The organism is Streptomyces luomodiensis (genome assembly GCF_031679605.1).
GTDB classification, from domain to species: domain Bacteria; phylum Actinomycetota; class Actinomycetes; order Streptomycetales; family Streptomycetaceae; genus Streptomyces; species Streptomyces luomodiensis.
Window position 1 is genome coordinate 7,113,544 of record NZ_CP117522.1, and the last position, 14,045, is coordinate 7,127,588.

Here is a 14,045-nt window from a genome sequence, read left to right on the forward strand (position 1 = left end):
CAGGCGAAACGGGCGAGCGGGCGAACGGGGAACCCTGCTCAGTAGCGGGGCAGGGGGGTCTTCGGCGCGACGTAGGAGGAGCCGGACTTGCCGAGCGTGCCTTCGTACGCCTTCTTGTAGTCGCCGTTCTTGATGTGCTTCTCGAGCGAGTCGGTGATCGCGTCGCGCAGCGCCTTGTCGTTCTTGTTCATGCCGATGCCGTACGGCTCCTCGGTGAACGGCTTGCCGACCACGTGCAGCTTGCTCGGGCGCTGGGCGGCGTATCCCTTGAGGATCGCGTCGTCGGTGGTGACCGCGTCGACCTGGCCGTCGAGCAGCTGCTTGACGCAGAGCGAGTACTTGCTCAGCTCGGTGGTCTCGGCACCGTACTTCGACTTCTTGATCTCCTGGAGCGGAGTGGAGCCGACGATCGAGCAGACCTTCTTGCCCTTGACGCCATCAGGACCGGTGATCTTGTCCTTGTCCTCCTCGCGGACCAGCAGGTCGGCGCCTGCCTGGTAGTACGGGCCCGCGAAGCCGACCTGCTTCTTGCGCTCGTCGTTGATGGTGTAGGTACCGACGTAGTAGTCGACCTGGCCCTTGGAGATGGAGGTCTCGCGGACATTGGAGTCCACCGTCTTGAAGCTGATCTGGTCCGCGGAGAAGCCGAGGTCGGCGGCGACCATCTTGGCGATCTCGATGTCGAAGCCGGAGCGCTTGCCCTCGGTGTCCTGGAACCCGAGGTAGGGCTGGTCGGCCTTGGCGCCGATGACGATCTTGCCGCGCTTCTGCGCCGCCTTCAGGGTCGGCGAGTCGATCTTCACGTCCTTCGCGACCGTGTAGTCGCCGCTGAAGACCTCGCCGCCCTTCGGCTTGTCCCCGGCGGTGCCCTTCTCGCCGCCACAGGCGGTCGCCGTCGCGGCCAGCGCGAGAACCACCGTGGCCGCCGCGGCCGTCTTACGAATCCTCATGGTGCCCATCCCTCTGTGTTCAGTACGTGGTTCACATACGCAGTGGCGTTCAGATACGCAGTGGCGAACGTGCCGGCGGTCTGCCGAGCCGGCGGGGCTCAGCGGGTTCAACGCACTCAGTGGTGAAGGATCTTCGACAGGAAGTCCTTGGCCCGGTCGCTGCGGGGGTTGTTGAAGAACTGCTCCGGCTCGGCCTCCTCGACGATCCGGCCGTCGGCCATGAAGACCACCCGGTTCGCGGCGGAGCGGGCGAAGCCCATCTCATGGGTGACGACGATCATCGTCATGCCGTCCCGGGCGAGCTGCTGCATGACCTCCAGCACCTCGTTGATCATCTCCGGGTCCAGCGCCGAGGTCGGCTCGTCGAAGAGCATCACCTTCGGGTCCATGGCCAGGGCGCGGGCGATCGCCACGCGCTGCTGCTGGCCACCGGACAGCTGGGCGGGGTACTTGTCCGCCTGGGCGCCGACGCCCACCCGGTCGAGCAGCGTGCGGGCCTTCTCCTCGGCGGCCTTCTTGTCCGCCTTACGGACCTTGACCTGGCCCAGCATCACGTTCTCGAGCACCGTCTTGTGCGCGAAGAGGTTGAAGGACTGGAAGACCATGCCGACGTCGGCGCGCAGCCGGGCGAGCTCCTTGCCCTCCTGGGGCAGCGGCTTGCCGTCGATCGTGATGGACCCGGCGTCGATCGTCTCCAGCCGGTTGATCGTGCGGCACAGCGTCGACTTCCCGGAACCGGACGGCCCGATGACGACGACCACTTCGCCCCGGCTGATGGTCAGGTCGATGTCCTGGAGCACATGCAGCGCGCCGAAGTGCTTGTTGACTCCTGACAACGCAACCAACGCGTTCGCCACCGGTGCGGCGTCCTTGGTCACCGATACTTCGCTCATCGGCGTCTCGCTCCGTCCTCCTCGGTTGGGAGGACATTAATGAGCGTCCAGGACCAGCGTCATTACATCTGAGCTGAAATTGAGGATAACGATATGGCTGCGGAGCGACACTCTACGTGAACGGATCGACGCGCACCGTACCGGCTACATAACGGAAACCTGTGTGTGACTGAATGCGTCTTGACGGGTGCCCGCCGATCGGCGTGGATGCCGTGTGGCCATGTTCGTGGCCGCATTCGAAGCCATGGTGACGGGGGCGCGTACGGGGCGCGTCCTCCTCGGTACGGGAAGGTGGCGGAGGCGCCGGTGAGACTGCTGCTCGTCGAGGACGACAACCACGTCGCCGCGGCCCTGTCCGCCGTGCTCTCCCGGCACGGTTTCGAGGTCACCCACGCCCGCAGCGGTGAGGAGGCGCTCCAGGCGCTGCTGCCCGACTGCGGCGCCCCCTTCGGCGTCGTGCTCCTCGACCTCGGCCTGCCCGACCAGGACGGTTTCGAGGTGTGCGGCAAGATCCGCAAGCGCACCGCCACGCCCGTGATCATGGTGACGGCGCGGGCGGATGTGCGTTCCCGCATACACGGGCTCAACCTCGGCGCCGACGACTACGTGGTCAAGCCGTACGACACCATGGAACTGCTCGCCCGTATCCACGCCGTCAGCCGCCGCACCGCCGCCCACGACCCGGGCCACGGCGCCGACGAGGACCCGGACGTCCCCCATCCGCCGCTGCGGCTCGGTCCGGTGACCATCGAGCTGCCCACCCGTCAGGTCTCGGTCGACGGCACGACCGTCTCGCTCACCCGTAAGGAGTTCGATCTGCTCGCGCTGCTCGCTCAGCGCCCCGGGGTCGTCTTCCGCCGGGAACAGATCATCAGCGAGGTCTGGCGCACCAGTTGGGAGGGGACCGGGCGCACCCTGGAGGTCCACATCGCCTCCCTGCGCTCCAAACTGCGGATGCCCGCCCTGATCGAGACGGTGCGCGGGGTGGGCTACCGCCTCGTCGCCCCGGCCGGCTGAGCGACCGGGGCCCACTCGGTGCGCACCCGACTCCTCCCGCTCCTCATCGTCCTCATGGCGGGCGTGCTGCTCGCGCTCGGCTTCCCGCTCGCCGGGAGCCTGGCCGCCCGGGAACAGCAGCGCGTGGTCGTCGACCGGATCGACGACACCGCGCGCTTCGCCGCCCTCGCCCAGTTCGTGACCGCCGGGCCGTCGGAGATGACCGGTGCCGAGGGAGATAAGGGGGATGAAGGGGGCGAGGGAGACGAGGGGGACGAGCGGCTGGACACCCTGCGCGCCGAGCTCAAGCGCTACCACGACCTGTACGGCATCCGGGCCGGCGTCTTCTACCGGGACCGGCACGCACCGCCCATGGCGGAGGCGCCCGAGGGGTGGCGGGTGCCCGGCACGGGCGAGGGCGACCAGGCGTTCGACGAGGCCCTCGCCGGGCGCCGCAGCCACGATCCGCCCCAGGTGTGGCCCTGGGAGCAGGGCAGGCTCACCGTCGCCTCCCCCGTCGTCCGGGACGGGGACGTGGTGGCCGTCGTCGTCACCGACTCGCCCACCGGCCAGATGCGGTCGCGGACCCTGCACGGCTGGCTGGTCATCGGCGCGGGCGAATGCGCCGCGATGCTGCTGGCCGTGGGGGCCGCCTTCCGGCTCACCGGCTGGGTGCTGCGGCCCGTACGGGTCCTGGACTCCGCCACCCACGACATCGCGACCGGGCGGATGCAGTCCCGTGTCGCGGCCGCCTCGGGCCCCCCGGAGCTGCGCCGGCTGGCCCGCTCGTTCAACGAGATGGCCGACAATGTCGAACAAGTCCTGGAACAGCAGCGGGCGTTCGTCGCCGATGCCTCCCACCAGCTGCGCAATCCGCTCTCCGCGCTGCTGCTGCGCATCGAACTGCTGGCGCTGGAACTGCCGGACGGCCATGAGGAGATCGCCTCGGTGCGCGCGGAGGGCAAACGCCTGGCCAGCGTCCTGGACGATCTGCTCGACCTCGCCCTGGCCGAGCACTCCGCCGCGGATTTGCGGCTCACCGACATCGCGGAGCTGGCTGCCGACCGGGTGGACGCCTGGCTTCCGGTGGCCGAACGGGAGGAGGTCGGGCTCGCCTACACCGGCCCCGCGGCCATCACCGGCTGGGCCGACCCGGTGGCCCTGTCCAGCGCGCTGGACGCCGTCGTCGACAACGCCCTGAAGTTCACGCCCGAGGGGGCGCATGTGGAGGTCTCGGCGCGGGTGGACGGCGACACCGTCGCGATCGTCGTCGCCGACGGAGGCCCCGGGCTCACCGAGGACGAACTCGCCCGGATCGGCGACCGCTTCTGGCGCAGCAGCCGCCACCAGAACGTCTCGGGCTCGGGCCTGGGCCTGTCCATCACCCGCGCGCTGCTCGCGGCGGGCGGCGGCGCGATCGACTACGCGCCCAACGAGCCCCGCGGCCTGCGCGTGACCATCACCGTCCCGCGCACCGGGCCCGGTGAGGACGCGAAGACCGTAAGGACGTGACGCCGGGGCCCCGAAGACCGTAAGGACGTAACCGGGTTATCTCTCGACCGTGGCCGGGTTACGGCTTGACCGAGCGGTAATAGCGCGCCGCGCCCTTGTGGAGAGCGAGCGGATCGGTGAAGACGGCCGTCCGCAGGTCCACCTTCTGCGCGGCGTGCACCTTCGCCCCGATGCGGTCCCGGTTCTCTATCACCGTGCGGGTGACACCCTCCGCCAGGTCGGGGTCCACCCGGTCCGTGGTGACCAGGATGTTCGGTACCGCGATCGTCTTGACGGCCTCCGGCTCGCGTATCTCCTCGTACGCGTCGGCGGGCACGGTGGCCGCCCGGTAGTAGCGCGTCACCCCGCCCTGCCGGTACAGCGGCCCGGTGAGATCGCCGAGCTGGACGAGCCGGATCGGATAGGCGCGGGCCAGGGTGCGCACCGCGCTGGTCGGCAGCCCGCCCGACCAGAAGAAGGCGTCGAGCTTCCCCTGCCGCAGCATCTTCGGCATGGTGTCGATACCGACCCGTTCCGCCCGGATGTCCCGGTCGAAGTCGAGCCCGGCGGCCTTGATCAGCGCCCGGGTGATCAGCTGTACGCCCGAGCCGTCGTCGCCCACACCCACCCGCAGATGCTTCAGATCGCGGGCCGATCGCACGGATGAGCCTCTCGGCACGACCAGCTGCATGTAGTCGTCGTACAGCCGCGCGCAGGCGCGCAGCCGCCCCGCCCCCTTGCCCTGGTAGGCGGCGACGGCGTCGGTGGCGGCGATGGCGAAGGTGGCCTCGCCCCGGGCCAGCCGCTCGACGTTGTCGGGCGAGCCCCTGGTCTGCTCCAGGCGTACGTCGACATCGGGGAGGTCGCGGGCGAGGTCCCGCTTGAGCATCCGGCCGTAGGTGTCGTAGACGCCGGTGGAGACCCCCGTCGCGAAGGTCACCCGGCCGCTGGGCGAGGGCCCTCCGCCCGTCGCCAGCAGCCACCACAGCAGCAGCCCGAGGGCGACGAGGCCCGCGGCGGCGGACTGCAGGGCACGGCGCCGGTCCAGGCGCGGAAGGGTGACGGCCATGGCGAGGATCCTGCCAGCCCCGCTTCCGGGAGGGGAGGGGCGATCGGCGGATCCCGGGGACACGCGGTACGTGGTCCGCGGGCCGTCTCTGGCCGTCTCTGGCCGTCTCCGGCTGTTCTCTCGCCGTCTCTCGCCGTCTCCCGCCGGAACGGAGGGGCAGGGCGGGGAGTCGAGCACGTACCCTGGTCGATTGAGATGAGTGCGAAGACTTACGAGGTGCGCACCTACGGGTGCCAGATGAACGTCCACGACTCCGAGCGGCTCTCGGGTCTTCTGGAAGACGCGGGCTATGTCCGCGCGCCCGAGGGATCCGGCGAGGGCGAGGCCGACATCGTCGTCTTCAACACCTGCGCGGTGCGGGAGAACGCCGACAACCGCCTGTACGGCAATCTCGGCCGGCTCGCACCGATCAAGGCGCGGCGGCCGGGCATGCAGATCGCCGTCGGCGGCTGCCTGGCCCAGAAGGACCGCGACACCATCGTCAAGAAGGCCCCCTGGGTCGACGTGGTCTTCGGCACCCACAACATCGGCAGCCTGCCGGTGCTGCTGGAGCGCGCCCGGGTCCAGGAGGAAGCCCAGGTCGAGATCGCCGAGTCCCTGGAAGCCTTCCCCTCCACCCTTCCGACGCGGCGCGAGTCCGCGTACGCCGCGTGGGTCTCCATCTCCGTCGGCTGCAACAACACCTGCACCTTCTGTATCGTCCCGGCGCTGCGCGGCAAGGAGAAGGACCGCCGTCCGGGCGACATCCTCGCCGAGGTGGAGGCGCTGGTCGCCGAGGGCGTCACCGAGATCACCCTGCTCGGCCAGAACGTGAACGCGTACGGCTCCGACATCGGTGACCGCGAGGCGTTCAGCAAGCTGCTGCGCGCCTGCGGGACCGTGGAGGGCCTGGAGCGGGTCCGGTTCACCTCGCCGCATCCGCGCGACTTCACCGACGACGTCATCGCCGCCATGGCGGAGACAGAGAACGTGATGCCGCAGCTCCACATGCCGCTGCAGTCCGGCTCGGACGCCGTGCTCAAGGCGATGCGCCGCTCGTACCGGCAGGAGCGCTACCTCGGCATCATCGAGAAGGTGCGCGCCGCGCTGCCGGACGCCGCCATCTCGACCGACATCATCGTCGGCTTCCCCGGTGAGACGGAGGAGGACTTCGAGCAGACGCTGCACGTGGTGCGCGAGGCGCGGTTCGCCCAGGCGTTCACCTTCCAGTACTCCAAGCGGCCCGGGACGCCCGCCGCCGAGATGGCCGGGCAGGTGCCCAAGGCGGTCGTCCAGCAGCGCTATGAGCGGCTGGTCGCCCTCCAGGAGGAGATCTCCTGGGAGGAGAACAAGAAGCAGGTCGGCCGGACGCTGGAGGTGCTGGTCGCCGAGGGCGAGGGCCGTAAGGACGACGCCACGCGGCGGCTGTCCGGCCGCGCCCCCGACAACCGCCTGGTGCACTTCGCACGGCCCGAGGAGCCGGTGCGCCCCGGCGATGTCGTCACCGTCGACGTCACCTACGCCGCACCGCACCATCTGCTGGCCGAGGGGCCGGTCCGGGGCGTGCGGCGCACCCGTGCCGGTGACGCCTGGGAGCGGCGGAACGCACCGCAGGAGCAGAAGCCCGCGGGTGTGATGCTGGGCCTGCCCACGGTCGGCGCCCCGCCGCCGCTGCCGGCCGCGCCCGCCGCGGGCTGCGGCTGCGACTGAGGGCTCACGGTCGGCGCCGGCGGCCGCGGCACCGGTCGGCGTTGACGGTCGCGGTACGGGTCGGCGCCGACGCGCGACGGATCGTATTCCGATGAGGGACGACGGGGGACGGGGGACGGCGTGATCACATGGTGGGGCCTGCTCATGGAGGACTACCTACAGATCATGGGGCCCGGGGCCAGGAACCACGCGGTCACTCCGCTGGGGCACTTCCGGGGCACCCGTGAGGAGGCGATGGAGGCGCTGCGGGAGCGGGTGCTGCGGTACCAGCCGAGGCATCCGAGCAGTCCGCAGCGCACGCTGGTGTACCGGGACGGCGATGTCTTCCTGATGGTCGTGGAGGGCGCGACGGGCAACTTCTGCTACCGGTTCCGGGTCGCCGAGCTGCTGTGGGACTCGGCGCCCCGGCCCGAACCCGCCGGTTAGGCTGGCCTTCATGCTGATCGCCGCCGCCGTGTGCCCGTGTCCGCCGCTTCTGGTGCCCGAGGTCGCCGCCGGAGCCGCTCCCGAGCTGGACGGGCTGCGTGCCGCATGCGCCGGGGCCATCCGCGCCCTCGCGGCGGCGCGCCCGGAGCGCCTGATCGTGGTGGGGCCCGCCGAACCTGCCCGGCGCGGTCCTCACGCACAGGGCGCGGCCGGGTCGTTCCGTGGCTTCGGCGTGGAGCTGGATGTGCGGCTCGGCGCGCCGGTGACGGACGAGGCGTCCGGCGACGATGCCGCCGAGCGCGGGCCGTCGCCCTCGCTGCCGTCTTCGCTGGCGGTCGGCGCCTGGCTGCTGGAGCACGCGGGGTGGGACCCGGCGGTATCCGTCGAGGGGCTGGGTGTGGGGGAACCTCTCGCGGGCGAGCGGTGTATTGAAGTCGGAAGGGAGCTCGCCGGGCGGGCGGAGCGGGTCGCGCTGCTGGTGATGGGCGACGGCAGCGCATGCCGCACGCTGAAGGCGCCGGGCTATCTCGACGAGCGGGCGGCCGCGTTCGACGCCGAGGTGGCGCGGGCGCTGGCGGCCGTCGACACCGGGGCGCTGGCCGCGCTCGACGAGGAGTTGGCGTACGAGCTCAAGGCGGCGGGCCGCGCGCCGCTACAGGTGCTCGCGGGGGCGGGCGAGGGGGCGCGCCTGAAGGGGGAGTTGCGGTATGACCAAGCGCCATACGGCGTGGGGTATTTCGTGGCGAGCTGGTTGTCGTAGCCCGCTCGCGGCCGTGGAGCGTGCGCTCCACGGCCGCGTACCGGAAGGGCCGATGGGTCCGGGCCCGGCCTCGCCCGCCCCCGTCTTCTGCGTCTGGTTATGTGCCTGCCTATGCGTCGTCTCGGCCTGGTCGGCCTTAGGTGTCGCGCTTGCTCGTCGGCTTGTGCCCGTCGTCCATGCGCGAGAGGCGGTTGAGGGCGTCCTTCGCCTTGCCCGTGCCAGTTTCGATCTTGGCGCTGTACTTGCCCTTGGTCCTGGTGTCGACCGTCTTGGCCGCCTTCTCCAGGCCCCGCTCGATCCTGGCCTCGTGCTGCTGCGCGAAGCCGCCGGCCTTGCCCTTCATCTGACCGGCCTTGGCCTTGAGATTGTCCATCAGCCCCATGTGCCACCTTCCCTCGTCGAATGCCTCTGCGCGGGCGCTCTCACCGGTCTCGCCGTCGGCCGCCTCGGCCGCGGACCGCTGCCCGGGGATTCCGGCGTCTTCACCCGCCGGATTCCCCTTCCCGCTCCGCGCGGCCTCAGCCCCGTCGACGGTCCCGGACGAGTGGTCCGCCGTCACGGCGTCGGCCGTGGTCCGGGCGTCCCGCACGGGCGGCGCTTCGTCGGACGGATGGCGCGTCTCCTCCGACGCGTGATGAAACCGGGAGGAAACGCCCACATCCACTCCATACCCTACTCGTGTGGGCGATATCCCGTGCTGCTGGGAGCGTCTCCTCGCGCCGCGCGTGAAGACCGACTCCCCGAGCCGGTCCTCGGGACCTGGCAACAGGCGGCGAACCCGGCGTTCGGTGTCCCGTCACCTCGTCCATTCGAGGAGGCCCCCCGGGGTTTGCAAGACTGGCCCGGTGAATACTGCAGGCCACCCGCCGCGAGTCATCGCCGTCGTCGGACCCACTGCGGCCGGAAAGTCCGATCTGGGCGTCGCGCTCGCCCGGCATCTCGACGGCGAGGTCGTCAACGCCGATTCCATGCAGCTGTACCGGGGCATGGACATCGGCACCGCCAAGCTGACGGAGGACGAGCGGCAGGGGGTGCCGCACCGGCTGCTGGACATCTGGGACGTCACCCAGACCGCGAGCGTCGCCGAGTACCAGCGACTGGCACGTGCGGAGATGGACCGGCTGCTCGCCGAGGACCGCACCCCGGTCCTGGTCGGCGGTTCCGGCCTGTACATCCGCGGGGCCATCGACGCCCTGGAATTCCCGGGCACCGACCCCGCCGTCCGGGCCCGGCTCGAGGCCGAACTGGAGGCGCAGGGCTCCGGGGCCCTGCATGCCCGGCTCGCGGCCGCCGACCCCGAGGCGGCGCGCGCCATCCTGCCCAGCAACGGCCGCAGGGTGGTCCGGGCGCTGGAGGTCATCGAGATCACGGGCCGTCCCTTCACCGCCAATCTGCCGGGGCATGAGGCGGTCTACGACACGCTCCAGATCGGCGTCGACGTCGAGCGGCCCGAGTTGGATGAGCGGATCGCCCTGCGGGTGGACCGGATGTGGGACGCCGGGCTGGTCGAGGAGGTCCGCCGGCTGGAGGACGCCGGGCTGCGCTCCGGTCGCACCGCCTCCCGGGCGCTCGGCTATCAGCAAGTGCTCGCCGCGCTCGAGGGGAAGTGCACCGAGGCGGAGGCGAAGGCCGAGACCGTGCGCGCCACCAAGCGGTTCGCGCGCCGCCAGGACTCCTGGTTCCGCCGCGATCCCAGGGTCCACTGGCTCAGCGGAGCCGCCGACCGCCGAGAGGAACTCCTGGCGAGCGCTCTGGCGTTGGTTGAACGGACGGTCACAGCCTGATCACGTCATGGCATCGGGACGCTCCGCACGTCATGCGGGCGCCCGCGGGCATGCCATCATCAAGCTCCGATCGTGCCGTGGTGTCTGGAGTTGGGAGGGCGTGTGGCGATGGAGGCCGGCCCTCGCGACGCATCGCAGCAATCGCCGCACGGAGACGCGCGGCCCCTGCCCCTGACCCCGGACGGCCCCGATGAGACCGGAGCGCTGCACGAGCCCGGTGCACCGGTCCTCGAGGACGGCTCCGACGGTGCGGACGGCGCGGGATCCGTCTCCGGGGAGTCCTTCCGTGAGCTGCGCCCGCCGCGCAGGCTGCGGATCTGGCAGATCGCACCGATCGTGGCCCTCGCCATCCTCGGCTCCCTGATGTTCGCCTTCCCGCTCGCCTTCGAGTTCGGCGACGGAGGGGCGGTCGTGGCCATGCTCGGCCTGCTGCTGAGCTGCTGTGCGGCGGGCTGGGGTCTGATGGCCGCCCGCCGGGTGGGCTACACCTGGCCGGGCCTGCCCCCCAGAGGCTCCGGACGCCGCCCGGACTGGCGCTTCGTCGCGCTCTACGTGGCGATCGTGGCCCTGCTGGCCGTCCTCACCTTCTGGCGGGTGGTCCGCCTCCGCTAGGGCCCCGGTGGCCCGCCCGGGGCCGACGGCCTGGGCACCGGAGGGCGGGTGCGCGCGGCGCCCCGTAGGATCGAGGGATGAGCACCGCACCCCGGCTGTCCTTCCTCAAGGGGCACGGCACCGAGAACGACTTCGTCATCGTCCCCGACCTGGACGGACGCCTGGAGCTGTCCGCGGCCGCCGTCGCCCGGATCTGCGACCGCCGTGCCGGTGTCGGCGGCGACGGGCTGATCCGCGTCGTACGGTCCTCTGCCCACCCCGAGGCGCGGGACATGGCCGACCGGGCCGAGTGGTTCATGGACTACCGCAACAGCGACGGCAGCATCGCCGAGATGTGCGGCAACGGAGTCCGCGTCTTCGCCCGCTATCTCCAGCGGGCCGGACTCGCCGAGGTGGGCGATCTCGCGGTCGCCACCCGGGCCGGAGTGCGCCGGATCCACATCGCCAAGGACGCCGGGGACGCCGCACGGCCGGGCGACGCCGCTGCGGGGACCGACGGCCCGATCACCGTGGAGATGGGCGAGGCCGCACTGCCCGAGCCCGGCCCCGACGGAGAGATCACGGTCACGGTCGGTGAGCGCAGCTGGTCCGCGCGCAATGTGAACATGGGCAATCCGCACGCGGTCGCCTTCGTCGACGACCTCGCCCAGGCCGGTGAGCTGCTCGCGGCCCCCGCCGTGCACCCCGCCTCCGCCTACCCGCACGGCACCAACGTCGAATTCGTCGTCGACCGCGGCCCGCGCCATGTCGCGATGCGCGTGCACGAGCGTGGCTCCGGTGAGACCCGCTCCTGCGGCACCGGCGCCTGCGCCGTGATGGTGGCCACCGCGCGCCGTGACGGGGCCGATCCGGCGGTCACCGGCCACCCCGTCACCTACACCGTGGACGTTCCCGGAGGGCGCCTTGTGATCAGCGAACGGCCGGACGGTACGGTGGAGATGACAGGCCCTGCCGTGATCGTGGCCGAGGGGGAGCTGGACCCCGCTTGGCTCGGCACGGCCCTCGGCTGACACTTCCCTCGAATGGGTGATCCGTTTCACTCTGGGCGAGAGCCGGTCGGCCGTGCGTGATGGGCTCGATAGCATCAAGCACCGGCCCCGGGGGAGTACCCACGCCGGTTGACGCTCGACGCCGCCGGAGGTGCCCATGAGCGCAGAGGCCACCGACCAGGCCCCGTTCGGCCGCAGGCGCGGCCTCCCCCGCATCGACCTGCGCAATCTCCGCAGGTTCAGCCGGGCGGCCCTGCTGGGACCGGCCTCCCGGGGCCGGCTTCCGGACGCGATCGAGCATGTGGCCAAGGTCCACCGCGTACACCATCCCGGAGCCGATCTGGACGTGCTCCGCAAGGCGTATGTGCTGGCCGAGTCCTCCCACCGCGGCCAGATGCGCAAGAGCGGTGAGCCGTACATCACCCATCCGCTGGCCGTCACGCTGATCCTCGCCGAACTGGGCGCCGAGACCACGACGTTGACCGCCTCCCTGCTCCACGACACCGTCGAGGACACCGATGTGACCCTCGATCAGGTGGGGGAGCAGTTCGGTGAGGAGGTCCGCTATCTCGTCGACGGCGTCACCAAGTTGGAGAAGGTCGACTACGGGGCGGCGGCCGAGCCCGAGACCTTCCGCAAGATGCTCGTCGCCACGGGCAACGACGTCCGGGTGATGTCGATCAAACTCGCCGACCGGCTGCACAACATGCGCACCCTCGGCGTGATGCGCCCCGAGAAACAGGCCCGCATCGCCAAGGTCACCCGCGATGTGCTGATCCCGCTCGCCGAGCGGCTCGGGGTGCAGGCGCTCAAGACCGAGCTGGAGGACCTGGTCTTCGCCATCCTCCACCCCGAGGAGTACGCCCGCACCCGCGAGCTGCTCCAGGCCCACGCCGAGCGCCCCGACCCGCTGGCCCGCGCCGCGGAGGACGTACGGAAGGTGCTGCACGAGGCGGGCATCACCGCCGAAGTGCTCGTCCGGCCCCGCCACTCCGTCTCCGTCTACCGGGTCGGGCTCAAGCGCGGCGAGCTGACCGGCACCGACCTCGGCCGGCTTCTCGTGCTCGTCACCGACGACGCGGACTGCTACGCGGTCCTCGGCGAACTGCACACCTGCTTCACCCCGGTGATCTCCGAGTTCAAGGACTTCATCGCGGTCCCCAAGTTCAACCTCTACCAGTCGCTGCACACGGCCGTGGCCGGGCGTGACGGCGAGGTCACCGAAGTCCTCATCCGCACCCACCAGATGCACCGGGTCGCCGAGGCCGGAGTGATCGCCCTCGGCAATCCGTACGCCCCCACGGACGGCGCCGACGCCCCCGAGGGCGAGCGGGCCGACCCCACCCGCCCCGGCTGGCTGTCCCGGCTGCTCGACTGGCAGAGCGCCACCCCCGACCCGGACATCTTCTGGACCTCGCTCCGCGACGACCTCGCCCAGGACCGGGAGATCACGGTCTTCCGCTCCGACGGCGGGACGCTCGGTCTGCCCGCGGGCGCGAGCTGCGTGGACGCCGCCTACGCCCTGTACGGCGAGGACGCGCACTCCTGTATCGGCGCCCGGGTCAACGGCCGGATCGCGACGCTGAGCACGGTGCTGCGCGACGGCGACACCCTGCAGCTGCTGATGGCGAGCGACGCCCGGGACGTCGCCTCCCACGGCCCGTCGCCGGAGTGGCTCGACCACGCCCGCACCCCGGCCGCCCGCATCGCCATCAACCGCTGGCTCGCCGCCCATCCGGCGCCGCAGCCGCCCCAGGACGAGTCCGGGGAGGCGGCCCGGGAGCCGGAGGTGTCCGCCGCCAGGCTCTCCGCGCAGGAGGCGCCGGGCAGGCAGGCTCCCCAGGGCAGGCAGTCTCCCCAGAGCGGCGAGGCGGCCGCCCCCGCCGCTGGTGCGGGCCGGCCCGAGGCGGGCATCGTCGCCGACCTGCCCGGCGCGACCGTAAGGCTCGCCCGCTGCTGTACGCCCGTGCCGCCCGACGCGATCACCGGCTTCGCGGTCCGTGGCGGGGCCGTCACCGTGCACCGCGAGCAGTGCCCCGGAGTGGCGCGGATGACCGCGGCCGGGCGTACGGCCGTCGGAGTGCGCTGGGCGGACGGGAACGACGGCGACGGAGGCGGCGACTATCGCGTGACCCTCTTCGCGGAGGCGTTCAGCAGGCCACATCTGCTCGCGGATCTCACCGAGGCCATCGCCGCCGAGGGCGCGGAAGTGGTGGCGGCCGCCGTCGAACCGCCTCGTGAGCAGCGGGTCCGGCACACCTACACGCTTCAGCTGCCCGACGCGAGCCGGCTGCCGACACTCATGCGGGCCATGCGCAACGTCCCCGGGGTCTACGACGTGACACGCGAGGGCCGCAGTATGGCCGCGGCACGCTCCTGAACGCAG

General features: G+C 71.4%; 13 protein-coding genes. 9 read left to right on the forward strand and 4 right to left on the reverse strand.

The window, feature by feature from the left end; genetic code table 11:
• Window positions 1-38: 38 nt before the first annotated feature.
• Together PS467_RS30070 and PS467_RS30075 are read right to left on the reverse strand one after the other, a co-directional pair.
• Entirely contained in the window at window positions 39-950 is a 912-nt protein-coding gene (locus PS467_RS30070) for a glutamate ABC transporter substrate-binding protein (protein ID WP_268974798.1), read from the reverse strand.
• Between the two features lie 116 nt (window positions 951-1,066).
• Complete coding sequence (locus PS467_RS30075; protein ID WP_268974799.1) at window positions 1,067-1,843, reverse strand: amino acid ABC transporter ATP-binding protein; 777 nt, start codon at window positions 1,841-1,843, stop codon at window positions 1,067-1,069.
• A 306-nt stretch (window positions 1,844-2,149) separates the two neighbouring features.
• Here PS467_RS30075 and PS467_RS30080 point away from each other — a divergent pair, with 306 nt between their 5' ends.
• Both PS467_RS30080 and PS467_RS30085 read left to right on the forward strand, forming a co-directional pair.
• Window positions 2,150-2,860: a response regulator transcription factor gene (locus tag PS467_RS30080; protein ID WP_268974800.1), complete on the forward strand. Its 711-nt coding sequence runs from the start codon at window positions 2,150-2,152 to the stop codon at window positions 2,858-2,860.
• Window positions 2,861-2,878: 18 nt separating this feature from the next.
• On the forward strand, window positions 2,879-4,351 hold the full coding sequence (locus PS467_RS30085; protein WP_311037843.1) for a sensor histidine kinase: 1,473 nt from the start codon (window positions 2,879-2,881) through the stop codon (window positions 4,349-4,351).
• A gap of 58 nt (window positions 4,352-4,409) precedes the next feature.
• Here the strand turns inward: PS467_RS30085 and PS467_RS30090 are convergent, their stop codons facing one another.
• Window positions 4,410-5,399, reverse strand: coding sequence for a TAXI family TRAP transporter solute-binding subunit (locus PS467_RS30090; RefSeq protein ID WP_268974802.1), 990 nt, complete (start codon window positions 5,397-5,399; stop codon window positions 4,410-4,412).
• 195 nt (window positions 5,400-5,594) lie between these two features.
• Here PS467_RS30090 and miaB point away from each other — a divergent pair, with 195 nt between their 5' ends.
• The 3 genes from miaB to PS467_RS30105 all read left to right on the forward strand — a co-directional run bounded on the left by miaB (window position 5,595) and on the right by PS467_RS30105 (window position 8,274).
• Window positions 5,595-7,088: a tRNA (N6-isopentenyl adenosine(37)-C2)-methylthiotransferase MiaB gene (gene miaB / locus PS467_RS30095; protein ID WP_311037844.1), complete on the forward strand. Its 1,494-nt coding sequence runs from the start codon at window positions 5,595-5,597 to the stop codon at window positions 7,086-7,088.
• 120 nt (window positions 7,089-7,208) lie between these two features.
• Window positions 7,209-7,514, forward strand: a complete 306-nt coding sequence (locus PS467_RS30100; protein WP_268974804.1) for a hypothetical protein — start codon at window positions 7,209-7,211, stop codon at window positions 7,512-7,514.
• A gap of 10 nt (window positions 7,515-7,524) precedes the next feature.
• A complete protein-coding gene (locus tag PS467_RS30105) occupies window positions 7,525-8,274 on the forward strand; it encodes a class III extradiol dioxygenase subunit B-like domain-containing protein (protein ID WP_311037845.1) in 750 nt (249 codons plus the stop codon).
• Window positions 8,275-8,410: 136 nt separating this feature from the next.
• Here the strand turns inward: PS467_RS30105 and PS467_RS30110 are convergent, their stop codons facing one another.
• Window positions 8,411-8,656: an antitoxin gene (locus tag PS467_RS30110; RefSeq protein WP_311039997.1), complete on the reverse strand. Its 246-nt coding sequence runs from the start codon at window positions 8,654-8,656 to the stop codon at window positions 8,411-8,413.
• Between the two features lie 463 nt (window positions 8,657-9,119).
• On the opposite strand from PS467_RS30110, the gene miaA reads away from it, so the two are divergent.
• From miaA to PS467_RS30130, 4 genes are all read left to right on the forward strand, one after another.
• Window positions 9,120-10,058 (forward strand): tRNA (adenosine(37)-N6)-dimethylallyltransferase MiaA, encoded by a 939-nt coding sequence (gene miaA / locus PS467_RS30115; protein WP_268974806.1) that lies wholly within the window; start codon window positions 9,120-9,122, stop codon window positions 10,056-10,058.
• Window positions 10,059-10,166: 108 nt separating this feature from the next.
• Window positions 10,167-10,670 (forward strand): hypothetical protein, encoded by a 504-nt coding sequence (locus PS467_RS30120; RefSeq protein WP_268974807.1) that lies wholly within the window; start codon window positions 10,167-10,169, stop codon window positions 10,668-10,670.
• A gap of 77 nt (window positions 10,671-10,747) precedes the next feature.
• A complete protein-coding gene (dapF, locus tag PS467_RS30125; protein ID WP_311037846.1) occupies window positions 10,748-11,680 on the forward strand; it encodes a diaminopimelate epimerase in 933 nt (310 codons plus the stop codon).
• 136 nt (window positions 11,681-11,816) lie between these two features.
• Window positions 11,817-14,039: a RelA/SpoT family protein gene (locus PS467_RS30130; protein ID WP_311037847.1), complete on the forward strand. Its 2,223-nt coding sequence runs from the start codon at window positions 11,817-11,819 to the stop codon at window positions 14,037-14,039.
• Window positions 14,040-14,045 lie beyond the last annotated feature (6 nt).

Coding starts and splice junctions, on each gene's coding strand:
- PS467_RS30070 (WP_268974798.1), bottom strand. CDS start 950: ATGAGGATTCGTAAGACGGCCGCGGCGGCCACGGTGGTTCTCGCGCTG.
- PS467_RS30075 (WP_268974799.1), bottom strand. CDS start 1,843: ATGAGCGAAGTATCGGTGACCAAGGACGCCGCACCGGTGGCGAACGCG.
- PS467_RS30090 (WP_268974802.1), bottom strand. CDS start 5,399: ATGGCCGTCACCCTTCCGCGCCTGGACCGGCGCCGTGCCCTGCAGTCC.
- miaB (WP_311037844.1), top strand. CDS start 5,595: ATGAGTGCGAAGACTTACGAGGTGCGCACCTACGGGTGCCAGATGAAC.
- PS467_RS30105 (WP_311037845.1), top strand. CDS start 7,525: ATGCTGATCGCCGCCGCCGTGTGCCCGTGTCCGCCGCTTCTGGTGCCC.
- PS467_RS30110 (WP_311039997.1), bottom strand. CDS start 8,656: ATGGGGCTGATGGACAATCTCAAGGCCAAGGCCGGTCAGATGAAGGGC.
- PS467_RS30120 (WP_268974807.1), top strand. CDS start 10,167: ATGGAGGCCGGCCCTCGCGACGCATCGCAGCAATCGCCGCACGGAGAC.
- dapF (WP_311037846.1), top strand. CDS start 10,748: ATGAGCACCGCACCCCGGCTGTCCTTCCTCAAGGGGCACGGCACCGAG.
- PS467_RS30130 (WP_311037847.1), top strand. CDS start 11,817: ATGAGCGCAGAGGCCACCGACCAGGCCCCGTTCGGCCGCAGGCGCGGC.